Here is a 23,009-nt window from a genome sequence, read left to right on the forward strand (position 1 = left end):
TGGCGGCCGCCGCGGTCCACTGGAGGGCCGCGGAAGCGGAGCAAAAATCTTCCCAGCAACGCGATTCAACCTGCTAGCGACACCTTATCCCCTTCCCGATTGTTACCACCTGAATCGCTCAAGTGCTTATTCGCCTTAGCGTGTCGGAAATCTGCTTCCCGACCCTGGGCGCGATTCAACTCCGTGGTACGTTGAGCCCTTCGATTTTCTCCGAACTCGTCGCTCCTCTCCCTCATCGGAAGCGACGAGATTATCGTTTGGGCAAGCTCTGCTGGAAGGATATACGCGCGTGGAACGGCTGGATGCGGCGGAGCAATCCGCGACCGAAGGATCACCGGTTGAACAACAGGACCTGCTGACGGCGGAACTTGTGGCCGCTTCGCAACCCTTCGTGGGTCAGTGGAATCGCCTCGTCAGCACGACGAATTGGGACAAGGGGCGAATCATTCTCGATTGGCGACAAGCTCTGCTCGCGCAAGAAGCGATCGTCACCGAGTATTCCGACGAAGCCTGGGCCCGCCTGGTCGGTGGTGTCACCGGTCAGCACGTCGGTCGCCTACGCCGCGTCTTCCAGCGGTTCGGGGCCACGCAGCAGCAGTATGCCGGCCTGTTCTGGAGCCATTTTCAGGCCGCGCTCGATTGGACCGATGCCGAAATGTGGCTCGAAGGAGCCGTGCAGCAAAATTGGTCGGTCTCGCGGATGCGCGAACAACGCTGGGAAACACTCGGCGCGGTCGCGGCTGACAAGCCACGCAGTGAAGACGTCGTCACCAACGAGAAGGACGAAGACTTCGAACCGGCCCGCAATCAAAAGCCCGAAATCTCCGCCAAGTACGAAGACGTGAATGCGGACGTTACCGGCCCGCGGCACGAGGGTTCCGACTTTGGCGACGAAGGCTCTGGGGGCTCATCGACCCACGGCGCGTATGCCGATCGCGATCAAACAGCGGGAACTGCGACCGCCGAGCCGATCGACCTCGTACGGCCATTTGCCAACTTGCCGGAACTTCCTGACGATTTGAACGATGCTCTCGAGCAGTTCAAGCTCGCGATCCTGCATCACAAGACCGACGGCTGGAAGGAAGTTGGGCTCGAGGACGTGCTCCGTTCGCTCGACGCCTTGAAGGTGCTCGCGACGGCACCTTCACCCGAGAACGCGCCGTTCTAATTTGCTATCGACTGGCTTTGTACAGGTTCAGCGTGATGTGCGCCTGGCCTTGATGATGTCCTTCGTGCCAGTTGAGAATGTGCAGCACGTCTAGAAACGACAGTTTGCGTTCGGCAAGTGCCGGCGGCATCCAAGTCAGCTGGCTATCGTCGAAGGTTCTTAAGGTCGCCAGCAAGTGCTGGCGACTATCGAGCAGCACCTGGCGAATTTGCGCGGCCGTGGGAATATCGTCGTCGGGCGTGCTGCCACCTTTGAAGCGCGGCACTAGTTCCGCATAAGCGGCCTTTTTGTCGGCGAGTCGTTCGGTGGCAAACAACTCTTCCGTAATGCCAATGTGCATCAATTGCCAGGCGATGTGCGCGCGGCCGGGACCGGGGCGATAGGCGAGCGCACCGTGCAGTTCGGCATCGTGCTCAATTTTGTCGAGCAGGGCCAAAGTGCGGGTGCGGTTGAATTGCATAGCGGCCAACAACCTCTCAACAGTCGACATGCGTGTTCCTTTCCGGAGATCCGCTTATTCCACTTCCGTGATTGTCGCCGCAGCGCGGCGCTCTTCGATTTTTTCGAGTTCAAGGTCGGCTTCTTCCGCCGTCTTGCGCCCATAGGCCACTTCCAGCATCAGGACTGTTTCGTCGGACAGGCCGATGCGCTCGGCAATTTCCATCGCCCGTTGATAGCTGGCCCGCGAGACGAGCGGAATGTAATACGTTCCCCAGAATCCCGCCATAGCCGCGGCAGCTAAAACCCCCAGTCCGACTGCGCCATCCGTTCGTTTCTCGGCCAACGAGATGATGCAGCCAATCACGCCCGCGACAAAGCCAACAAACAATCCCGCCCGCAGCCAGGCAACCAGAATGCTTTTGAAGCTCATGGGGAGCTGCACGCCGCGAAACTCGTCGCCGTGCTCTTCGAGAATGAAGTACGATCCGGTGGGAATGAGCGGCACATAGTTGACGTGAAAAAACTGCGTCGAGACGTGGCCAATGCGTGGCACTTCGTCCACTTTGCCCATCAGCTTCGTTCCGAATTGCAAGGCCACGGCGTTATTCCTGCGAGTGTCGAAGGTAATAGCACTGATTCTATCGCACGCAGGATGGAGCGCGGGAGGTTGGGCCAGAAGATCAACGCAACCCCCGCGCACCTGCCCCTCGTCCCGTGGTGACAAACCGCTACAATCGCATGATATCTGCAAGCATCGCTGGCTCTCTCTGCTGGCACCATGATCGGGCCGGAAGGCCTTAGTTAGGACGACCACATGCGAGTCTGGCCGGGACAACCTTATCCGCTGGGAGCTACTTGGGACGGTCGCGGGGTGAACTTCGCCATCTTTTCGGAGAATGCCACCAAGGTCGAGCTGTGCTTGTTTCCTTCCGTTAAAGGGAAGGGAGAATCGCATCGCATCACTCTCCCCGAACAGACCGACATGGTCTGGCACGGCTACTTGCCGGAAGTGCTGCCGCGGCAGTTATACGGCTATCGAGTGCATGGGCCATACGAACCACACAACGGCCATCGCTTCAATCCCAACAAGGTGCTGCTCGATCCCTACGCACGGGCCATTGGTCGCACCACCAAGTGGCACGACTCGCTGTTTGGTTACGAGATTGGTCATGCCGACGGCGATTTGTCCTTCGATGCGCGCGATAACGCCAAGTACGCGCCGCTAGGGGTCGTCGTCGATCCTGCATTCACCTGGGGGGCCGATGCGCCGCCCCGCACCCCCTGGCATCGCACTGTCATTTACGAAGCGCACGTGACGGGCCTAACCAAGCTTCATCCGCAAGTGCCGGAGAAACTACGCGGCACATACGCCGGGCTCGCGAGTGAGCCGATGATCCGTCACATGAAGGAACTCGGAGTGACGGCGGTCGAACTGATGCCCGTGCATCATCACCTGGAAGATCGCCACTTGCTCGAAAAAGGTCTGTCGAATTACTGGGGCTATAACACGCTCGGTTTTTTCGCGACGGAGGCTTCGTACTCCGCCAGCCGTGGCAGTTCGGCCGTGCGCGAATTCAAGTCGATGGTCCGCGCGCTACATGCCGCTAACATCGAGGTGATTCTCGACGTCGTTTACAACCATACGGCCGAAGGGAACCAGATGGGCCCGACGATGTCGCTGCGAGGCATCGACAATGCTTCTTATTACCGCACGGTCGGCGATAACCAGCGTTATTACATGGACTACACCGGCTGCGGCAATACGCTGAACATGCGTCATCCGCGCGTGCTGCAGTTGATTATGGACAGCTTGCGGTATTGGGTGCTGGAGATGCACGTCGACGGCTTCCGCTTCGATCTGGCCAGTACGCTGGCGCGCGAACTGCACGAAGTCGATAAGCTCGGCGCGTTCTTCGACATCATTCACCAGGACCCGATCATTTCGCAGGTCAAGCTGATCGCCGAACCCTGGGACTTGGGCGAAGGTGGTTACCAGGTCGGTAACTTCCCTGCACAGTGGACCGAGTGGAACGGCAAGTATCGCGATTGCGTCCGCCGCTTCTGGCGCGGCGACGGTGGCGCGATGAGCGAATTCGCCACGCGGTTGGCCGGCAGTGCCGACTTGTATGGCCACAGCGGACGCAAGCCATACGCGAGCATTAATTTTGTCACGTGCCACGATGGTTTCTCGCTGCAAGACCTGGTGAGTTACAACGAGAAGCACAACATGGCCAATGGCGAAGATAATCGAGACGGGGCCAACGACAACGAGAGTTGGAACTGCGGCGCCGAAGGCCCCACCGACAATCCCGAGATCCTCGCGCTCCGCGAGCAGCAGAAGCGAAACCTGATCGCCACGCTGTTGCTCTCGCAGGGTGTGCCGATGATTCTGGCCGGCGACGAATTGAGCCATTCGCAAAACGGCAACAACAACACCTATTGCCAGGACAACGAACTGACCTGGCTCAACTGGGATCTGAACGACGAGCAAAAGCAGTTTCTCGATCTGGTTCGGCGGGCGGTCCGCCTGCACGCCGAACAACCGGTGTTGCGTCGGCGAACGTTTTTTCGTGGTCGTCCGCTGCGCGGCTCCGAGATCAAAGACATCACGTTCTTCGATACGGTCGGCAACGAAATGTCGGACCAAGACTGGAATGCCGGCTTCGTCCGCACCTTGGCGCTGCGCTTGGCCGGCGATGCAATTCCTGAAACCGACGAACAGGGGAACCCAATTTTTGGCGACACACTGTTGCTGCTGTTCAATGCTCACTCCGAGGCGGTCGGCTTTCAACTGCCGCCACGAGCCAGCAACAGCACGCCGTGGGAGATCGTGCTCTATACGTCGACCAATCCGCCCGAAGCAGTCGCCAATCCAGAAGCCGAGGCCAAGCTCACCATTCCAGCACGCAGCCTCGCGGTGCTGCGTACCGCCCGCATCGAAGTCGAACCAGTGGGAATTCCAGCGGCAACCGTTCCGATTCCGATTCCACTCGCCGAAACAACGCCGCCGATCACACCCGTGATCCCCGAGCCACCTCCTACGCCGCCGCCATCGGCGTGAAATAGGCTGGCATTCACTTTCCGTCAGGTTTCTGCCCCGGCGCGCAGGTGGCGCAAGACCGGGAAAGGAGTGACAGGCCGGAGGCTTGTCCCACGGTTAGATCACCCGCTACCGATGCGACTATTCTGCCAGCAACAGTTGAATCTGGCGGTAAACCGGCGAGAATGCAGGCACGCGTGTTGGCAGGTAGAGGCGGGAGTGTTCCACGAATTGGCGGGGATTGATTAATTCAACCACGTGTCCTGTTCGCAACGGCAATTCCAGAAATATCGACGTAACACTCTTCTGGACAGCAGGTTGCAACTTAAACACGCTGTGCCCCAGCCGCGACAACACCAGTCAAACAAATTCGTTTCGGAACTTTCCTCACAGCAGCCGCGTCCAAGGCGATGACAACGTGACGCACGACGACGGACACTTAATCCAGGCAACCTTGCGAGGCGACTCGCAAGCCTATGGCAAACTGGTGCAAAAGTACCAGGACCGGTTGCTCACGGCTTTGGTGCACGTTTGTTCGTCGCGACACGAAGCGGAAGATGCCTTGCAGGACGCGTTCGTGCAGGCCTATCTCAAGCTTTCGTCATTCGCCGGAGGAAGTGCGTTTTACACTTGGCTGTACCGCATTGCTTTCAACACGGCCATCAGTCGGCGGCGAAGACGAAGGGATGAGAGTTCGGTCGAACAGAATCGCGAACTGACGGGCGAGGAGCCAGAAGACGACGGCGAAGGGGTGGATGAAAACCTGCTTCGCCAGGAACGAGCGGTGCAAGTGCAACGAGCCTTGGGCAAGTTGAGCGACGAACACCGGGCGATCCTCGTGCTGCGAGAAGTAGATGGCTGCGATTACGACCACATTGCCGACATTTTGGAATTGCCGGTGGGAACGGTTCGCAGTCGGTTGCATCGAGCACGGTTGCACTTGAAAGAAGAGTTATCCGCGATCCTGCAAGCCGAGGGTAGCGAAGACGGATACGGATGAGTTGAACAGGCAACGAGTGAAAACGACAGATCGGCCGATGCCGGTCGATAACAGGCGGAACCTAAAGGATTAACGTTCCCTTCAAGCCGAGTGATGAGAGCGAAATGAAAAGTTCGATCCACGATGAACGCATCAGCAGCTATCTCGATGACGCTTTGCCAGAAGCCGAACGAGTGGCGTTTCAGACTCAGTTGGCGCACGATCCGACGCTGCAACAGCACGTCTCCGATCTGCAGCAGCTGCGACGAGACGTCGCGACGTTGCCGCGTTTCTCGGTGAAAGAAGGCTTTGCCCAGCGAGTGGTCGCAGCTGCCTTGGCAGCCAAAGCTCACGAAGCGAAAGCAAACGAAACCAAAGTCGCTCCGGCTCAGCGGCCCAGCACAACTCGCCGCCTGATTGTGGCAGCTCTGGCAGTGGCCGCTTCGGCCGCCTTTGTCATGGCTTCGCTCCCTTGGCTCCATCGCGGCGATGAACCGCTGGCCAACAACGGCAACCCCGTCGTTGCCCAAGAAACCAATCCACTTTCAGCCGTCGTCGCCGCTTTGCCCAGCGATGACGAAACCCTGATTTTGCGAATTCGCTCGCCCAAAGACCTGGCAGCGGGCAAGTTACTACGCGAAGCCTTCGCCCAACAAGGAATTGAGAAGCGGCGTCCTTCGGACACAACGGTTCGTGGCCCCGCGGTTGGCAATGCCTATCGCAATCAATTGCGGAACGACACGACCATCGATCGGAGCCAGCTGACCACAGCAGCCGATGCGCTGTACGTTGAAATGTCGGCCGAAGAATTGGAACTCGCCCTGAGCGAAGTTGCCAAGCCGAATGAAAAAGTAGAGTTTCACCCCGCAGGGCTGCTCGCCGTTGCCGCCAGCACCACCGGTGGCAAGGGAGTGCAAGGGGCAGGTGAATCTGAGGCGGTTAAGGGTGGCCAAGCCACTTCGCAGGAATTCATCCAAGAACTGAGCCCCAGCTTGTTCCGCCTGCAGAAGACACCGGTACAACCTAGCAGCACAAACAAGACCGCAAAGGAAGTTGCCCCCGGTCGTAAGGTGCGGGTGCTGATTCTGATTGAAAACGCGGAGTAGGTGGCGGCTCCTCGAATTCATCATGTGTGGGAAACCTGAAGCCTCAGCGAGGAGAGCGAGCGGGACGCACGGAAGCATATTTCTCTCGTGATTCGTTGGGATGACGCAGGTTGCGCAATTGAACTCGGCAAATCGAATGGTCTGGCAACCACGACGGCTCTTCACCGCGATCAGCACGCGCCTCGCTCACGCTTCGGGTCTCCTCAAATACGGCAAAACCGAGTGTCAGCACCCCGACATCATGCTGGCGTGATCGTCTCCTTTTTTTCGCGGTCGTGACCAGACGTGTCACGCGCTGAGCATCTAATATTCAACAGGTGCTCTTTCTCAATTTGGTAAGTATAGCGCGATCATTGCGCATATTGTCTACAGTTGTTTGTCACGATGTCTGGGCATCTTGCCGGCTCACTGCCGCGGGGTTTGAGCGAAGTTTCCCAGCGGATAATGGAAACTTTCCGTTAGCCCGTCATTGCCTGAACAGTGCGATGCCCGATCACGCGGCACTCGGATAATGGAAATTGAAAAGTGAGGTTTCCACATCGTGGCAAGGACTTAGGGCGAGAGCAGTCGGCACAATCCCTTGGCACGCCGATCGTTACGAGAAAATGGAAACTTTGCAAATCTCTTCACTTAGCGGAAATTTCCTGTTTGCCGTATTACGCGAACAGTTCGATGCTCGATCAGGCGGCACCCGGATAATGGAAATTGAAAACGGAGGTTTCCAGGGTTCGGTAATGACTTGCGTCGAGCGCATAGTGCGCAAATGTCTGGCAGCACACTTGTTACGAGATAATGGAAACTTCTCGCGCAATTGCACTTAGCGGAAATTTCCTGTTCCAGTTGGTTTGCGGCGTTCTCGGGAGGAGGGAAAGCTCCCCTTGTGCGATTTACTTCCCTTCCTTCTTCACCACACTGATTTTGATCGGCGGGCTGCTGTAGGTGGTCTTCATGACGAAGTTCAGCGAGACGTGGGCCATGACGACGCTGATGTGATTCTCGACCGGCGGGGCGTCAGCGGCGGCTTTGACGGTGACAAAACCGGTGGTCGCTGAACCGGCCAGCAGGGTCTTCGCCTGCTTCTCGTCGAGCGTGACGCCCGGCGGCAGGGAGTCGCCAAAGCTGCTGGCCAGGTGGCGATAGAGCATGTCGAGCGTGACGTTGGCCTTGAATTCCGGGCTGCGGTCGATCGTCACTTCGATCTTTTGCGAACTGCCTTGCTCCAGCTTGATCTCCTGAGTGCTGACGGTGACGCGGCGAATGTCGCCATTGTCGGTCACGGCGGCAAAGTGTGTTTCGACCGGCCAGTGCCCACGACCACCACCGGGCTGATAAGTCTCTTGATAGGGCCGTCCGACAGCGGTGAGTTCCAACTTCGTGCCATCGGCCTGCTCATGCACGGCGGTGCCGGTTACCTTGAGCAGGCTGGTGCCAAACTCGGCATCGTCGTCGGCTTCCAGCACAATGATCGCGTCAAGCGATTTGGCACCTACTTGAATGCGGCCACAAGTGGCGGTGACACCGGGGGGCAATCCTTCGACCGACAAATCGACGGGGCCGGTGAAACCGCCCTTCCGTTCGACGCGGCAAAACAGCACGCTGCTTGAACCGCGCGGAATCTGCGTTTTGTCGGTATCGAGATACAGCTCGAAGTAGGGAAGACTGCGCGTAACCGTCAGGAAATACGGAAAGCGATCACCGCCCCGCAGATGGACATCGCGAATCTCGATGAAGTATTTGCCGTCAGCGGGTGCGACCCAGTTTTCAAGCCAAGAGTCGGAGAAGTTGCGCTTGCCGATTTTCAGGTCATCGCTGAGTTGCAGCTGGGCCCCTTTTTCGTTCAACAGGCGAAGGTGCGAATCGAGCTGCGAGTTGCGGCGGCGCGAAATAACCTCCAGCGAAAACGCTTCTCCCTTTTTGGCTTCGAAGGCGTAGTAGTCAACGTCTCCTTCACTATCCATGCGACCATTGACGCCCGCCGGAACGGCCATCAACTGAGCTTTTTCTGCACTGTTGTTGTCGCCGGCTGCCTCGAGTGCCAAGGGAAGATCGGTCACTTCGACGGCGAAGGGGGTAGTGGTGCGATCATCAACTTTCGCCACGAGCCAATGTTCGCCCAGCGGCGCATCGGCTGGCAATTGTACCGAGAGAGGTTTGTCGGAAAGTAAGAAGCCAGCTCCTCGCACGTCGGTCGTGGAATTACGAGCAACAGCCAGGGGGAAGACATTTTCGACGAAGGGCTGCGGACTCACTTCGATTGCATACTCCCAGTACTGATTGCCCTGGTAGCGAACATCGCGAATCTCGAGCACATAGTCCCCCTCTTGGTCAAACTTGTGAGCGATAATCGGATCTGCACGGAAGTAGTTATCGTTGGCGGCAATCGTCACACCGGCCGCGTTACGGAGCATCAAAATGGGATCGCAGTGTTGTTGCAGATCGTGAATCTTGTCTTGCAAGCGACCGGCGCGAACGTGAAAAGTAAGTGCCTGGCCGGCGGTTGCATGAAACTTATAGAAGTCGACATCCTCGGCCTTTTCCACGACGCCACAGATGGTCGCGGGAATTTGCACAACGGTGGCTTTGTCGATAGTGTCGTTATTGCTTCCTTCGCTGGCGACAGGGCCAGTGCCAATGACGAGTTGACCAACGGTACTCACGCCGAGCGGTGCGACCACGCGAACGTCACGCACGCCGGGCAACGCATCGGGGGCAACATGAAACCGGACCTTTAACTGCTCGACGGCCTTTTTAGCGGCCTCTTCGGCAGAGAGTTCGGAAGGAATAACTTCCCCCTTCACTCCCTCGCCACTGACGAGAACCTGATAGGCCCCGTACATGGTGTAACGCGATGCGATGGTGTGCTCCGACGCTTGACCCACGGTCGCGGCGATGGGCTTAATGCTCATCAGCATGGGATACGAGGCCTGACCGAATGCCGCAAACGGAACAAGCAGGAGCAAGCCAATCGCAGCAACGGAACCGCGAACGAACCGACGATGCTCGCATCGCATGGCACCAGACTCCAAGCAGGCGGGAAAGGAACGCCCTGGCAACGAGAGTTGCCAATGGCGAAAAGGTGGGCACGCTTAGTTTAGTCGGTCCAGCGTGGATGTGCCAAGCAGAAGAGAGTTTCAGTCCTTAACGACAGCCTATTGATCCTGCAGCACAGCTGCATAGACCGCGTTTTGCGGGTCAAGCTCGCAGGCTCGTTGCAAGAAAGGGCGCCCCTCGGCCTCGCGGCCGGGCCAATCGCTCAAGAGCATCCCCAGCGCGTGCTGGGCTTCGGCATTCTGCGGTGCTAGGGTCAAGCATTCGCGCAGGTGAGTTTCCGCCGCGGAACTCTCGTTTTGCGAAGCCATGATTTCGGCCAGGCGCAAGCGAGCGGTGACGCTCTTGGGACTGCTGGCAACGATGGATTGCAGCTTGGCTTGCGCTTTCTCGACGTCACCCCGTTCCCAAGTGCTGACAGCCGCTTGAATGCCCGCTTGCTCGCGTTTGAGTTCAAACGACTGCACCGCTTCGGCCTTGCGCTCTTCATACGTTTGCGCAGGTGGGCCCGCTAGGTTGGTTCCGAACAAATTCTGAGGTGACCACGCGGCGCAGCCGGCAACGAGTGGCAGAGAGCAGGCCACAAATAGCAGGGGTAGTTGAAGCGAGAGTTTCATAGTCGTTCGCTTTGGCGTTACGGCAACCGAGTGGCTTGTTCGAGCGGATCGTCGATAATCACATCCGGGCGCGGACGTTCGAGCGTCTTGAGCGAGCCGGGTTGTCCGTCATCTTGAATGGCCTGATAGCCCGTTTCATCGCCAAAACCTTCGGGCTTTTGCCATGGCACTCCTTGTCGCGAGTAATCGCCAATCGGATGTTGCCAAGGATAAAGCCCGCGCTTCAGGTATTGGTGAATGCTTTCATCTTCGAACCCGCCCGCAGCGACGATTTCGTTCCGCTGGTTAATCGAATCGCGATTGAGCGGATCGTAGTGAATGGCGAGGTTCACTTGTCGCATGGCCAGGTCGTAATCCTGAGCGTTGTACGAGGCCCGTGCCTTGCGGAGCCAATGATTGCCGTAGTTACGGCGAGCGATGGGGCTCATCTTGTCGAAGTAGACGCTCTGCCGCTGAGTGAACTCGTTGCCATATTTTTTGCCTTCCTGGCACATTATCGGATCGGAGATAATCCGCGGCGTGATCAGCACGATCAGTTCGGTACGGTCTATGTTTTCGGTCTTTTGCCGGAAGGCAGGTCCCAGAAACGGCAAACTACCAAGGTAGGGGATTTGATTGGTCGTGGTTTGCAGGTCTTCGCGAATCAAACCGCCGATGACAACCGTGCAGCCATCGTTGCACATCACGTTTGTTGTGACTTGCGTCACCGCTTTGTTCGGCAGAGTCATGCCTTGTTCAACGGTCACCGACCCAGTGGAGAGTTCCGGGTGTACTTCCATGCGAATGTTGCCGTCGCTGCTGATGAATGGCCGCAAGCGGAGCAACGTACCAACATCCAAAAAGTTCACGGTCTGCGTCGAAGAGCTTTCTGTCACAGTCGTGCTGACATAGCCCAACTGCTCGCCGATTTGAATCTCGGCCCGCTGCTTGTTGAGGCACATCAGTCGCGGCGAGGCGATGACGTTAGTATCGCCGATGGTTTCGAGGGCGTTGATGAAGAGCGACAGGTTGCCATCGAGATAGCCGAACTTCAAACCACCTTCGGTTACGTCGATCGCGGCCAACGTGGCGAGCGGACTGCCGGAGATGAGTCGGACGTTGTTGTTCGCGCGGAGCGCCTCGAAATTGACGCCCATTTTGTAAGTGTCTGACAATTTAACGCTGAGGATCATCGCTTCGATCGAGACCTGCTGCGGCTTCACATCGACATCGAGAAAGATCTGGTCGATTTGCTTCAGCACCGCTTCATAATCGCGCACGATCACGACATCGGTTCCCGCTAGGTTGTTGCCACCGGTCTTGGCTTGATCGGCCGGAATGTCGACTTCGGAAGGAGACGAGACGGTGACCTTGCCCACTTCGGGGGTGAGCAGCGACGTGAACAGCATCTGCAAGTCGGCCGCTTTGACGTAATTCGGGCGGTAGACGCGAGTGACAACGCGATCTTCGGTTTGATCCATGGCGGCGAAATCAGCTGGTGTGCCAACGTAAATGATTTGGCCTTCGCGCCTGGCGATGTAGCCCGTCGACTTTAGGATTGCTCCGAGCGCGGTTTCGAGATCGACACCCGATAGCGAGGCGGTCACGGCGCCGGAGACGCTCTTGCTGGCCAGAATATTCAAACCGCCTTGCTGGCTCAGCAGTTCGAGGACTTCGCGGATGTCAGTATTTTGCACATTGATCGTCAACTGATCGTCGCCCAATTCGCGGCCAATGCGCGGCGCTTTCGGGGTCGGCAATGGTTCGGCCGGTGGCAATTCCAGCGCAGGGGGCGCAGCAGCGCGCGGCAGGGGCGGCGGTTCTTCAGTGGGCAACTGACGCGCGGGCGGAAGCTGCTGGTCTTGCAGGTTCGAGAGAATGTCGTTGAGGTACCGCTGCTGCTTTTGAGAGTTGCGGTCGAGGAGTTCGATGCTGTCTTGCAGTTCGTCAATCTGACCGTTCACGGCGCGACGATAACTGGCCAACTCTGGCGAGACGCGAGGCTGGGTCGCGGCGAGTGCTTCGGACCACGGATTTTCAGCCGCTGGTGTCGGCTGATGAGGCGGCGTCTGGGCGGGAGTGGGCTCAGTTCGCGCGGCAATCACTAGCGTAGCCGCAGGAGTTTGCTGTTCGAGCACATCCGGCAAGCGCACAGGCTCAGACTGCGTTAACGCCAACGCGATGGCCACGCCCAGCCCAACGGCAGCACAGGCCCCCAAGATCATGATTCGTAGTGCGTTCGGCATGGTCGTCCTTGACCTCTTGGCAGACTTTGTTAGTTGCGTCCGCGCGAACTATTCCTGCCGCACGTGGTCGCCCGGCGAAAGCTTCGGCCGGAGTCGTTCGATGCGGTAAGTTTTGCCCTGATGCGTTAAATCGATTCCTGACTCGTCGATACCGACAATCCGCAACTCCAGGGCGGGCTTGCCATCTTCGCCGCCAAGGGAGAGTTGATCGTTGATTCGATAGACGGTCCCGCGGATTACCACGGCGTGCCGCTTGCCCAGCAAGATGCTTGAGATCATCACACCCGCGAGGTGTTCTTTGTCGACCGTTGGCTCTGGCGTTGCCACTTGCGGCGTGTGGGGCAGAACCGGCTCAGTCGAACCCACTTCGTTTTCTGTCTTGGGCGGTTCACGCAGGCGGCTGAAGGGGTTGGACCAACTAACATGATGCGTGGCGGGGACCATCATCTGGTCGGTAGCAATGGCCTGACGGACGTGTTCCCAGCGACCACTATCCGTGGCTGGATGTGGGACCGCCTTCGCTAGCACAGGATCGTCGGTGAGAATTACTTGACTGACTGCGATCGAGTTCGACTTGGCTTTTCCCTTGCCCCACTTAAGGACCAGCGGCGCCCAGAAGTAGAGCGCAACCAGCATCATCAGGCCCAGCGCGCCCGCTTTTTGCGGGCTAGCTGCCAGATCGCGTTTTAGTCGTTTTAGCAGTTTGTCTAGCTTCACGGCTTTGCCTGGTTTGCAACGAGTTGGGGAGCGCGGCTGCGCTTAGATCTATTCATCGGTTAAGTTGACTTTGCCGAACCGGAATTTTCGGCAAGGTCGGCAAAAATCGTCAAAGTCATCTCAGCCCGCAAGGTTTGTGCATCTTCTGAGGCGCTGCTGACGGTCAGATTGGTGATCCAAACTCGGTGGGGCATCGTTTCCACCCGTTCCAGGAAATCGAAGACCTGCTGGAAGTTTCCCTCCAGCGCCACCGAAATCGACTGCTGTGCCACCACTTTGAGCGGTACCATCGGCTGCGGGTCAAATCGCTGAATGATCACTCCCGCTCCCCGGGCGTGCTGGGTGATGGCCGATAGATTGCGCCCCACATCACCAGCCCGCGGAGCTTGCTGGAGCCAATTAGTCGTGGTTACTTCAATATCCCGCTGCCGCTGCAGGGCCTTCTCGATCTTGTCGCTCATCTTGGTTTGATTCGAGACGTACTGCATCAACTCATACTTCTTCGACCTGAGTTTCGTTGCGTTCCGCTGGGTAGGCAGGAATATGAACAGCGTATAAAGGACCGCCAGCGCAGCCACGAGACCGGTCACTGCCCACGACGGGAGACTGCGGGCGGAAGTAGTTTTCGTTTTGATCATGGCTTAGTTGCCAGCCTCCTCGACGAGGCGAGGTGTTAGCGTCGCGGCTGAGCTTGTGTTCCGCACTTCTTTGGATGGAATTTGCGAAATCCCGAATGTGTGCTTGGCCTGTGCCACGAACACTCGATACCTGGCGCTGGCAATCAACAGGAGGAACGGAATCACAAATGCAGCGAACATCGCAATCCCGAGGGCCCACTTGCCCAGCGAGCTTGGTCGCGTTTCTGGCTCCGGCTGTATGCGGATGATGTTCATCGCAGTGCCTCTTCACGAAACGTTGCTGTGGCGGGGGGCACTTGGTTGACCAGCGGACCACTGGGCCCATCGGTTAGCCCATGCCCCGGCCTGGTACTGAGTTGCAGTTGAAAGACGACCAACGAGTGTGTTTCAAGTTTGCGCGTCTCGAGTGAATTCAGTCGGGCCTCCACAATTAACGGATGCTGCGCGAGAGCTTCGAGATATCCATGCAAGGTCTCGACTTCTCTTGCCGTGCCTTCGATCACAACCATCACTCGTTGCGAATCGTGCGAGTCATGCAGTTGTTGGAGGTCAGCAATCGCCGGATGAGGCTGAGCGACGTTCTCGCTCCCTTCGGTCGATGCAGAAACTGCAGATGCCTTCGCCACCAGAGACTCGGCAATGCGGATGCTGGAGAGTTCGATATTGGGCGGGAGTGGATGCACGACGGCAGCAAGGATTTGCGTCCGCGGCCACGGATGACGCAGGAACGTGTATAGATTCGCGCTGTGGCTGAGCGTGGCTACCTTTGTTTCAATTTCCAAGAGGTGCTGATCGAGTTGGCGCACCGTGGCAACCTGCGACTCAAGGCGCGTGACTTCGTGCTTGATGCGCTGAACGTTCAAGAACTGCAAACTAGAAGTGGTCACGACAATGCCACCAAACAAGCACACGACGAGTGCCCACCACCAGCGCACGCGGCACTGCTTACGCCGCTCGCGGTAATGTTCTGGCAAAAAGTCGATGGCTTGCATTGCTTAACCTACTCGCTAGTTCAACTCGCGCAGAGCGAGACCTGTGGCAACATCCCATTGGCCCTTGCGGCCCAGATTGGGAACCGTCGGAAATGAACGAAACGGATCGCTCAGTTCGCACTTCACGTCGAGGTGGCGCCCCAGCGATTCAAGTAGCTGGGGCGTGGATTCACCACCGCCGAGTACCATTCGCACCAACGGTTGGCCGCGAAAAGTCACGCTGTGATAGCGAATACACATCGAGAGTTCGCCACCGAGACGCTCGATCACCGGCCGACTGGCCTCGGCCACACTCCGGGCCACTTCAGGATCCTGCATATCGCTGCGACGATCTCCGTTGTGCTTGCGAAGCAGCGTCGCTTCGCTCGCGTCCATTTTCAGATGCCGCGCGATGGCAGCATCAAAATGCGAGCCCCCAATTTCGATGTATTTGACAAACAGCATCTCATCGCCCTGGGCGATCACGGCAGCAGTGCGTGAATAACCCACGTGTACAATGAGCGCTCGTTCGTTCTTGTCGTCTTCGCGACGAAACTGAGCCGCATAGCAACGGGCCAGCGCGGCGGGTTCCACGTCAACGGCAACCGGATTCAGCTTGGCTGTTTCGACCATCTGGAGGGTTTGCTGCAATACTGTTCGCTGACAGGCGAAGACAATCACCTCTCGCAGGGTTGCATCACCCTGGCGAACATCGGCCGCTTCGACAAAACGCAGTTCGGCCTCGTCGATGCCGAAGGGTAGTCGTCCCGCAGCTTCCTGTGCCACAAGGCGGTGCATGTGCGCACCCATCTCGCGCGGCACGCGAACGTTCTGCAGAAACAGCTGCCGATCGCCGAGACAAACGACCACTTCGCGCCCACGAAAAGCCCGCCCTTCGAGCGCTTTGGCCAAGCCTTCCGACCAGCGGGCAATATGTTGTTCGAACGAAGTGTTCGGCTGAATCGGAGGCAACTCCCATCGACAAGCATCAATCAAGTGCAGGCGGTCAGCTGACAGCTGCACGAGCTTGATGGACCGTGCGCCGAGGTCGACGCCGACGGGTCCGCATCGATGCTTGCCAAGCCAGCTAATCATGGATCGTTCTTCAAGGGAGTGAATGTGAAAAGGTACTTACCGGAGTGAACTCAACGCGGCCAGGCCCGTGGGAGCAGTTCCCGTGAGGGGATCTATTTCAGCGATGCCGGTGGCGGCATTCACTCGTACAGCGATGTATCGCCGACCAGCACCTTGCCCAGCAGTGAGCCAGATCAATGTGTTCTCGGGAATGCTCGTACCACCCAGTGCCGTGAATGTGAGTTCGGTAAGCTCGGTGGTGCTGCCGGTCGCACGCTTCGCTCCCAGCAACTGAACGTAGCCCGAACCAATCGGTAGGTGATCGATGCGGGTTGTCTGCTGCGCGACCGTATCTCCAGGGGATTTAAAGGGAGATGTGGGGAGCGCGTGCAGCAGCGTGTTTGTTCCGCTGTGTGTTAACTGATAGCGATTTTGGGCGGGCTGAAGAGTCAGGCGATACTCTGAACCATTCGAGATCGCTAGATTGCGCGCATAGTCGATGTCTGAGACAATAACCTCCGCTACCGCCTGCAATTGATCGATGGAAGTGGCCGTTAAATAAGGAATCGCCATCCCGGCCAGAATGCCAAGAATAGTTACGACCACCAGTACTTCTAAGAGCGAGAAGCCCGCGGTCAGGCTGCCCAAACAGCGACCAGTCACCCGCGATGAAATCGCGGGCTTAGTGGTTTGGTCAGCGCTGAGGTGTCGCAGTGGCATTGGGCTTTGTCGTGCCGCGGAGCAAACTGTTCTGCTCCTTCAGCAATTCCTTGATCTCGCGCAGTTCGCGAATCATCTCGTTGCGTTGGTCGATTGGATTAGCAAACGGCGGCTGTCCGCCCTGAGGCGCGGCACCGCTGCTGCTATAAAACCCTAGCACGTACAAACCAACGCCACCGGCAATGACCAACGCGGAACAGTTCGGAAGTTGGAATTTCATGGCACAATGCTCCTGATTCCTACTGGCGGAATATTCCGGAGAACCATTCAAAGGAGCGAAATCAGCTCGCTTCGATAACGATCCCGGCCAGGGAAACTTACTGCGCCCGCATGAAGAAGCCGATTCAAAATGCGCGCAAAAGCTCCGCCCAAGACGGGACTTTCGGCGTTTCGCCAAGATAACGCAAGAGCGTTTTACAAACTGGCAAGTGGGAAATGCACCTTGCCGGAAGGAATTCTGAGTGAACAACCAATGTGGCTTGCACTACGTCAAGTGCTAGTTCATATCGCGGACAACGCCGATGACCACACCCAACACCGTTGCATCGGCGACATAAATGGGTGCCATGCTCGAATTGGCAGGCTGCAAACGAATGCGATTCCCCTCGGGATGCCAATACTTGAGGGTGGCTTCGTCATCTTCCGTCTGGGCCACGACCATTTGCCCCGGTTGGGCGGTCTTTTGTTTTTTAACAACCACGTAATCGCCATCGGCAATTTGAGCTTCGATCATCGATTCGCCCCGCACTTGCAGAACAAACACGTTTTTGCGCGTGAACATTTGGCCGAAGTCGACTCTTTCGGACTGTTCCCAAGCGAGTGTCGTTGGACCGGCAGCAACGGCACCGACGAGTGGCAAGCCACGTGTTTCTTCGAGCAGTTCCGGCGCAAGTTCGATTGCCCGAGCTACGGCTCGCTCTTGCTTGCGAACGCGGTTAAGCAACCCCTTTTTCTCCAGCGCTCGCAGATGACACATCACACCATTGGGCGAGCTAATTTCGAAATGCAAGCCGATTTCACGTACGGTGGGTCCATATCCGCGCGTGCTAACCTGCTCGCGAATGAACTCAAACACTGCCAACTGGCGTTTGGTAAGTTGATCGGTCATCGACATGGGAGGCGTCCTTATTACCGTCGATTCGCGGAGTGAGTTACCTATTGCAATCGGCGATTGTAATATACGGCTGTACACTTTCAATAGCATTTGTACAGGAATGGAAACTTTCTCCTCGATCGACTGACGCGCCGCCGCCAGGAGGAACTCAACGTTTGTTGCGGGGTTGAATGTTTCGTGAGCGTAGTGCTGAGCAGTTTTCGGAACGGCTCGATTCGAGGCGGTTGCGGGCAGTGTGGCAGAAGCTGGGACCTGCGGTAGACTGAATCTTGGCGATTCCCTTGAATTAAAACCGAACAGTACGGATCGCTGCCCACTCGAACACCGAGGCAACAGAGGAGAAGGCGTGTCGCTTAGTCAAACTCAGCCACTGTCTTACGAACAAGCTGACCCCGATGTGCGCTTGATGCTTCAAGTGCGCGCGGGCAACGCCGCTGCCTTCGAAGAACTCGTGCTGCGTTACCAAGGCCGACTGCTGACGGTGCTTGAACACCTGGTCAACAACCGCGAACAGGCCGAGGACTTGGCTCAGGAAGTGTTCTTGCGTGTGTTTCGCGCGCGCGAACGGTACGAACCGGGGGCGAAGTTTAGCACCTGGCTGTTTACCATTGCCAACAATGTGGCCAGCAATTCCCTCCGTTCCAAATCACGACGCAAAGAAGTGGGAATGCCGTCCCGCCCCGGAAACAGTGACTCGGCACCCATGCAACTCGATCAATTGGCCCTCGCCGCCAGCGGTCAGTTGCCGACGCGCGCATTGGACAAAGCCGAAGCAGCTGAAGTGGTTCAATTGGCACTCGAGTCGCTCAATCCTCGCCAACGAATGGCGTTGCTGCTGAGCAAATTCGAGGGGATGAGCTATCAGGATATTGCCGCAGCGATGGAAATGACCGTGCAAGCCACTAAGTCCCTGCTGTCGCGAGGACGCGAGAATCTGCGCGTAATTTTGGCTCCCTATTTCGAGAGTGGTGTGCGGCCGGGTGAATTGGCTGCCGCCGATGCAGAAGATGTCGTTTAACTGTTGCCGATAAATGGTCTTCTCCTATGAATGTTGAACGTACCCAACTCGATGCGGCCGTGGTCGAGGAAGAACTCGTCGCTTACCTCGACGGCGAACTAGAAGCCGCCGACCAGGTGCGCGTCGAACGCCGGCTCGCCGATGATGTGGCATATCAGCAAAAACTGGCCCAATTGCAAAAAGCTTGGGATCTGCTCGATATCCTTCACAAAGCCGAGCCAGACGTCGAGTTCACGCGTTCGACCGTCGAGATGGTTGCCATTCAAGAGGGTAAAGAGGCGGAACAGTTGCAAGCCGCTGCCGAGCGGCGAAAAGTTGCCTGGTGGATTGGAGGGGGGCTCGCGGTTGCACTTTCGGCCGCCGCCGGATTTGTTGTCGTGCAGTATCAGCTGCAAGCCCCTGAACGGCAGTTGCTGCGAGATCTGCCGGTGATTGAGCGAGTCGATCAGTATCGCCACGTCGAAAGCGTCGAGTTCTTGGAGCGATTGCGTCAGGAAGGCCTGTTTGCAGGAGAGGGTGAAGATGCAATCTAGCATGCGGAAATTTGCGACTGGAGTGATGCTAACTGGTTTACTTGCATGCGCCGATCCGAGTTCCGTGCGCGGCGAACCAACCACGCGTGAAACACTCGAAAAGCTCACAGCAGAAGAGAAAAATGTCTTACTGCAGAAAAAAGAACGCTTTGAAGCGATGTCGGCCGAAGAGCAGGACCGCATGCGGAATCTGAACGCGGCAATTGCTTCGTCCGACCATCGTGAGCAACTGCATAGCACGCTCGATCGCTATCACGAGTGGCTGAAAACCCTCACCACCAAGCAGCGCGCAGACTTGCTCGAACTTTCCTCGGACCAACGAATTGGACGGATCAAGGAACTGATGCAGGAGCAAGAACGATCGCGTCTGCGAGACTTAGGCGGGAAGCAATTGCCGGAAGCCGATATTGATGCCATTTTCAGCTGGCTCGACGAGTTCATGAAGGCTCACGAAGAACAATACATGGAGCGACTGCCGAAGGACTACGCGGATAGACTAAAAGGACAGGAGGAAGTAGCCCGCCGTCGCAGTTTGATGCGGGGCATCATCATGCGCGGGCCCCGCAGTGATTTCCCAATGCCGATTCGCGACGACCTCGAGCGACTACTGCCGACCTTGTCTCAGGCAACGCGACTGGCGCTCGAATCGGCGAAAACGCCGGACGAGAAGCAGATGCTCGCGCGGCAGTGGATTTTCACTGCCATGATCAGCAAGGTTCTGCCGCAAGTGAGTGACGAAGAATTGCAAAAAGTCTTCAAAGAAATGCGTCCCGACGAGCGCGAGCGATTGGAGAGAAAGTCCCCGGAAGAAGCCAAACGCGAACTCACCTGGCGCTTTCATTGGCAACAGTGGCCAAGCCGTGAGGGCTGGCGCGGTGGAATGGGCGGCCCTGGATTTCCCGGAAGTTTTCGACCCGGCATGGGCGGTCCCGGCGGTCCAGTTTCAGCTGGTCCCGGCGGTGGACCTCCAGGACCGGAGCGAAAGGGCTCGGAGCGAGATGGTTCTGATCGCGGTCCGGGTGGTCCGGGTGGTATAGAACGCGGTCGGGGCGGTCCCGGGCGAGGTGGTTTTGGTCCCAGTGGCGAACGACCGCCGCCGAGTAAATTTAAAAATGGCGAGCGCCCTGCTCCCGCTGTTGCGCCACCGGCTGAGAATCCTGCTGATAGCCAGAAGGGTGAGCCTGCGCCACTTCAGCCCGAATGAGTCGCCAGTGACAAGTCGGCAGTAATGGGCTGATGGGACTGACTTCGAGAGCGATTAACTGCAAGGCCGAGCGATCTTCAAGCGACGGCTTGGCACGCGAGCCGCTCAAGCGGGGGGCGTTCAACAATTGGGTTAATTGTTGAACAGTGAACTGCGTAACTCTCGGGTTTCCGGCAGATTGGTGTTCAACAATGAGGGTGAAAGTTGAACATGTAGGATGAAATTAGCCTGCGACCAAGTGGCTAAGCAGCTTGATTTTCGGGCGACGCGACGGGAAACTAACAGTTGAGGATAACTGCCTCCCACTCGAGTTGCTGAGCCGGTGATTCCCACCTTAGATACCCCTCCCTCGCCCAAGCCGCTCGGCGGTTCAGGCTTCGCAAGTGATGACCCATGTCGCTGACTGCTGTTGAAACGCTGAATCGTGAATTCTTGGAGATTCGCTGCCGCATTCTCGATCTGGCCGCGATGCTGGATCGGCTTGAGCGCTCGGATGATACCGTCGCTGACGATCCCAGGCTAAAGCGGATTCACGAGGCAATCGACCTACTCACCAAGTCGGCCAGCAGAAACTCTTCGAGTGATCGAGCGGAGCAAGTGCAGCTCACATTTTCTCGCCCTTACGACAGCGCCTGGCTACAGAACCTCAAGGTCAGACCTCGCTGAACAATCTCGCCGCACCGCTGGCACTCACGAACTAACTTCGCAGATTGATCGACAATAGCTATGGATTACATCGACCCGCATATTCACATGGTTTCGCGGATCACCGACGACTACGAAACGCTTGCCCGCATGGGTTGCGTGGCACTCAGCGAGCCCGCGTTTTGGGCCGGCTTTGACCGCGGCACCGTCGATGGCTTTCGCGATTACTTTCGTCAACTGACCGAAGTCGAACCGAAGCGTGCGGCGCAATATGGCATTCAGCACTTCTGCTGGCTCTGCATCAACGCCAAGGAAGCCGAGAATGTCAGCCTGTCACGTGAAGTGATTGCCATGATTCCTGAGTTCATCCACAAGCCCAACGTGCTGGGCATTGGCGAAATCGGGCTCAACAAGAACACTCGCAATGAGGCGATTGTGTTTCTCGAGCACATGGAACTGGCCATTCAGTACGAACAGCAGATTCTCATTCACACCCCGCACCTTGAAGACAAGTTTCAAGGCACCCGGATGATTCTGGATATGCTCACCAGCGATCGTCGAATCGATCGCAACCGCGTGTTGGTGGATCACGTCGAAGAACACACGGTGAGACATGTACTCGACGAAGGCTTTTGGGCGGGAATGACTCTCTATCCGGTAACCAAATGTACGCCATCACGCGCGGCCGACATTATCGAAATGTATGGCCCCGAACGCCTGATGGTGAACTCGGCCGGCGATTGGGGACCGAGTAAGCCTACCGCGGTTCCTGATTTCATCATGGAGATGCGTCGTCGCAAACATCCTGAAAGCCTCATTCGCAAGATCGTGTACGAGAACCCACTGCAGTATTTCAGCCAGAGTCAGGGATTTCGATTTACGCCGCGGGATGCCAGCGAGACGGTTGATGCACGCTGATGACTGATGCAGTGCCGCCGCCTGGTTTCTCGCAAGATCGTATTTGGTCGCATTTTCAGAATGCGGATCCTGACGCGTTTGCTGCAGCTAAACCAAGGCTCGAACACATCATTCGGTGTATTGCCAGGCGATCGTCTTCCAGTCGACCTGTGGTGCTGAATGTTGGTGTCGGCAACGGATTGTTCGAGCAACTCGCCGTAGCACTGAACTGGGACGTTCATTCGCTCGACCCCGATGCGGCTGCCATTGAACGACTTCAAAACGCTGGAATCGTCGGACACACCGGTTATATCGAGCGGATGGAGCTAGCGAGCCACACATTCGACGCTGTCGTTGCCTCCGAAGTCCTTGAACACCTGAATAACGAACAGCGAACCGCAGGCCTGTCGGAAATTGCGCGCGTGCTGAAACCGGGGGGCTGGTTTCATGGTACGGTCCCTTACAACGAAGATCTCAAATCCGGAGCTGTTGTTTGCCCTTGTTGTGGAGCATTGTTTCATCGCTGGGGGCACCAGAAGTCGTTCGATCTCGAATCATTGCGAGCTGAACTAGCGGCCAACTTTACTGTCCGCGAATTACGGCGAACCGCTTTCGTTTCGTTTAGCGATCGCGGTGTTGGAGGCAAGCTAAAATCCGCAGCGCGGTTGCTTCTCGCCCGCTGGGGACAAATGATTGCGTCCCCTTCGCTCTATTGGGCTGCTACGACTACTAAGTAAGCGACTCTGCGGAGAATGCGATTCGCAGGCGAGTTGCCCTATAGCGGCTGGCAACGCATACTAACTGGTGACAGACGTCTCGCGAACTTCGAGCTTCCCCAGCCTGTTCCGCCCCTC

23 protein-coding genes are annotated in these 23,009 nt (G+C 57.3%); 10 read left to right on the forward strand and 13 right to left on the reverse strand.

The window, feature by feature from the left end:
• Positions 1 to 289 precede the first annotated feature (289 nt).
• Complete coding sequence (locus ETAA8_RS18625; RefSeq protein ID WP_145091618.1) at positions 290 to 1,168, forward strand: hypothetical protein; 879 nt, start codon at positions 290 to 292, stop codon at positions 1,166 to 1,168.
• Between the two features lie 4 nt (positions 1,169 to 1,172).
• Here the strand turns inward: ETAA8_RS18625 and ETAA8_RS18630 are convergent, their stop codons facing one another.
• Positions 1,173 to 1,658 (reverse strand): DinB family protein, encoded by a 486-nt coding sequence (locus ETAA8_RS18630; RefSeq protein WP_145091620.1) that lies wholly within the window; start codon positions 1,656 to 1,658, stop codon positions 1,173 to 1,175.
• 24 nt (positions 1,659 to 1,682) lie between these two features.
• Positions 1,683 to 2,207 (reverse strand): hypothetical protein, encoded by a 525-nt coding sequence (locus ETAA8_RS18635; RefSeq protein WP_145091623.1) that lies wholly within the window; start codon positions 2,205 to 2,207, stop codon positions 1,683 to 1,685.
• Between the two features lie 216 nt (positions 2,208 to 2,423).
• Here ETAA8_RS18635 and glgX point away from each other — a divergent pair, with 216 nt between their 5' ends.
• The 3 genes from glgX (at position 2,424) to ETAA8_RS18650 (ending at position 6,734) form a co-directional block, all read left to right on the forward strand.
• Entirely contained in the window at positions 2,424 to 4,670 is a 2,247-nt protein-coding gene (gene glgX, locus ETAA8_RS18640) for a glycogen debranching protein GlgX (protein WP_145091627.1), read from the forward strand.
• Between the two features lie 397 nt (positions 4,671 to 5,067).
• Complete coding sequence (locus ETAA8_RS18645; RefSeq protein WP_145091630.1) at positions 5,068 to 5,649, forward strand: RNA polymerase sigma factor; 582 nt, start codon at positions 5,068 to 5,070, stop codon at positions 5,647 to 5,649.
• Positions 5,650 to 5,753: 104 nt separating this feature from the next.
• Positions 5,754 to 6,734: an anti-sigma factor family protein gene (locus ETAA8_RS18650; protein ID WP_145091633.1), complete on the forward strand. Its 981-nt coding sequence runs from the start codon at positions 5,754 to 5,756 to the stop codon at positions 6,732 to 6,734.
• An 887-nt stretch (positions 6,735 to 7,621) separates the two neighbouring features.
• Here the strand turns inward: ETAA8_RS18650 and ETAA8_RS18655 are convergent.
• From ETAA8_RS18655 to lexA, 11 genes are all read right to left on the reverse strand, one after another.
• Positions 7,622 to 9,745, reverse strand: coding sequence for a PPC domain-containing protein (locus ETAA8_RS18655; protein WP_145091636.1), 2,124 nt, complete (start codon positions 9,743 to 9,745; stop codon positions 7,622 to 7,624).
• Between the two features lie 138 nt (positions 9,746 to 9,883).
• On the reverse strand, positions 9,884 to 10,399 hold the full coding sequence (locus ETAA8_RS18660) for a tetratricopeptide repeat protein (protein ID WP_145091639.1): 516 nt from the start codon (positions 10,397 to 10,399) through the stop codon (positions 9,884 to 9,886).
• A gap of 17 nt (positions 10,400 to 10,416) precedes the next feature.
• Positions 10,417 to 12,624: a type II secretion system protein GspD gene (locus ETAA8_RS18665; RefSeq protein WP_145091643.1), complete on the reverse strand. Its 2,208-nt coding sequence runs from the start codon at positions 12,622 to 12,624 to the stop codon at positions 10,417 to 10,419.
• A gap of 48 nt (positions 12,625 to 12,672) precedes the next feature.
• A complete protein-coding gene (locus ETAA8_RS18670) occupies positions 12,673 to 13,341 on the reverse strand; it encodes a hypothetical protein (RefSeq protein ID WP_145091646.1) in 669 nt (222 codons plus the stop codon).
• A gap of 59 nt (positions 13,342 to 13,400) precedes the next feature.
• Positions 13,401 to 13,979 (reverse strand): type IV pilus inner membrane component PilO, encoded by a 579-nt coding sequence (gene pilO / locus ETAA8_RS18675; protein ID WP_145091648.1) that lies wholly within the window; start codon positions 13,977 to 13,979, stop codon positions 13,401 to 13,403.
• A 3-nt stretch (positions 13,980 to 13,982) separates the two neighbouring features.
• Positions 13,983 to 14,234, reverse strand: coding sequence for a hypothetical protein (locus ETAA8_RS18680; RefSeq protein ID WP_145091650.1), 252 nt, complete (start codon positions 14,232 to 14,234; stop codon positions 13,983 to 13,985).
• Positions 14,231 to 14,971: a hypothetical protein gene (locus ETAA8_RS18685; protein WP_145091653.1), complete on the reverse strand. Its 741-nt coding sequence runs from the start codon at positions 14,969 to 14,971 to the stop codon at positions 14,231 to 14,233. The genes ETAA8_RS18680 and ETAA8_RS18685 overlap by 4 nt, the downstream gene beginning before the upstream one ends.
• 15 nt (positions 14,972 to 14,986) lie before the next feature.
• Entirely contained in the window at positions 14,987 to 16,045 is a 1,059-nt protein-coding gene (gene pilM, locus ETAA8_RS18690; RefSeq protein ID WP_145091656.1) for a pilus assembly protein PilM, read from the reverse strand.
• Positions 16,046 to 16,081: 36 nt separating this feature from the next.
• A complete protein-coding gene (locus tag ETAA8_RS18695) occupies positions 16,082 to 16,744 on the reverse strand; it encodes a pilus assembly FimT family protein (RefSeq protein ID WP_145091659.1) in 663 nt (220 codons plus the stop codon).
• A complete protein-coding gene (locus tag ETAA8_RS18700; protein ID WP_145091662.1) occupies positions 16,719 to 16,964 on the reverse strand; it encodes a hypothetical protein in 246 nt (81 codons plus the stop codon). Before ETAA8_RS18700 ends, ETAA8_RS18695 begins: the two co-directional genes overlap by 26 nt.
• Positions 16,965 to 17,240: 276 nt before the next feature.
• On the reverse strand, positions 17,241 to 17,858 hold the full coding sequence (gene lexA, locus ETAA8_RS18705; RefSeq protein WP_202921077.1) for a transcriptional repressor LexA: 618 nt from the start codon (positions 17,856 to 17,858) through the stop codon (positions 17,241 to 17,243).
• 346 nt (positions 17,859 to 18,204) lie between these two features.
• On the opposite strand from lexA, the gene ETAA8_RS18710 reads away from it, so the two are divergent.
• The 6 genes from ETAA8_RS18710 (at position 18,205) to ETAA8_RS18735 (ending at position 22,892) form a co-directional block, all read left to right on the forward strand.
• Positions 18,205 to 18,876 carry an RNA polymerase sigma factor gene (locus ETAA8_RS18710; protein ID WP_145091665.1) on the forward strand — a complete coding sequence of 224 codons (672 nt, stop codon included), beginning with the start codon at positions 18,205 to 18,207 and terminating at the stop codon, positions 18,874 to 18,876.
• Positions 18,877 to 18,902: 26 nt separating this feature from the next.
• A complete protein-coding gene (locus ETAA8_RS18715; protein ID WP_145091668.1) occupies positions 18,903 to 19,409 on the forward strand; it encodes an anti-sigma factor family protein in 507 nt (168 codons plus the stop codon).
• The gene (locus ETAA8_RS18720) at positions 19,399 to 20,613 is read left to right on the forward strand and encodes a hypothetical protein (RefSeq protein WP_202921078.1); all 1,215 of its coding nucleotides are present in this window, start codon (positions 19,399 to 19,401) and stop codon (positions 20,611 to 20,613) included. Before ETAA8_RS18715 ends, ETAA8_RS18720 begins: the two co-directional genes overlap by 11 nt.
• 393 nt (positions 20,614 to 21,006) lie before the next feature.
• The gene (locus ETAA8_RS18725) at positions 21,007 to 21,279 is read left to right on the forward strand and encodes a hypothetical protein (protein ID WP_145091674.1); all 273 of its coding nucleotides are present in this window, start codon (positions 21,007 to 21,009) and stop codon (positions 21,277 to 21,279) included.
• Positions 21,280 to 21,339: 60 nt separating this feature from the next.
• Entirely contained in the window at positions 21,340 to 22,176 is an 837-nt protein-coding gene (locus ETAA8_RS18730) for a TatD family hydrolase (protein ID WP_145091676.1), read from the forward strand.
• Entirely contained in the window at positions 22,176 to 22,892 is a 717-nt protein-coding gene (locus ETAA8_RS18735) for a class I SAM-dependent methyltransferase (RefSeq protein WP_145091679.1), read from the forward strand. The genes ETAA8_RS18730 and ETAA8_RS18735 overlap by 1 nt, the downstream gene beginning before the upstream one ends.
• The last annotated feature ends 117 nt before the right edge of the window (positions 22,893 to 23,009 follow it).

This window comes from Anatilimnocola aggregata (genome assembly GCF_007747655.1).
In the GTDB taxonomy this organism is placed as follows: Bacteria; Planctomycetota; Planctomycetia; order Pirellulales; family Pirellulaceae; genus Anatilimnocola; species Anatilimnocola aggregata.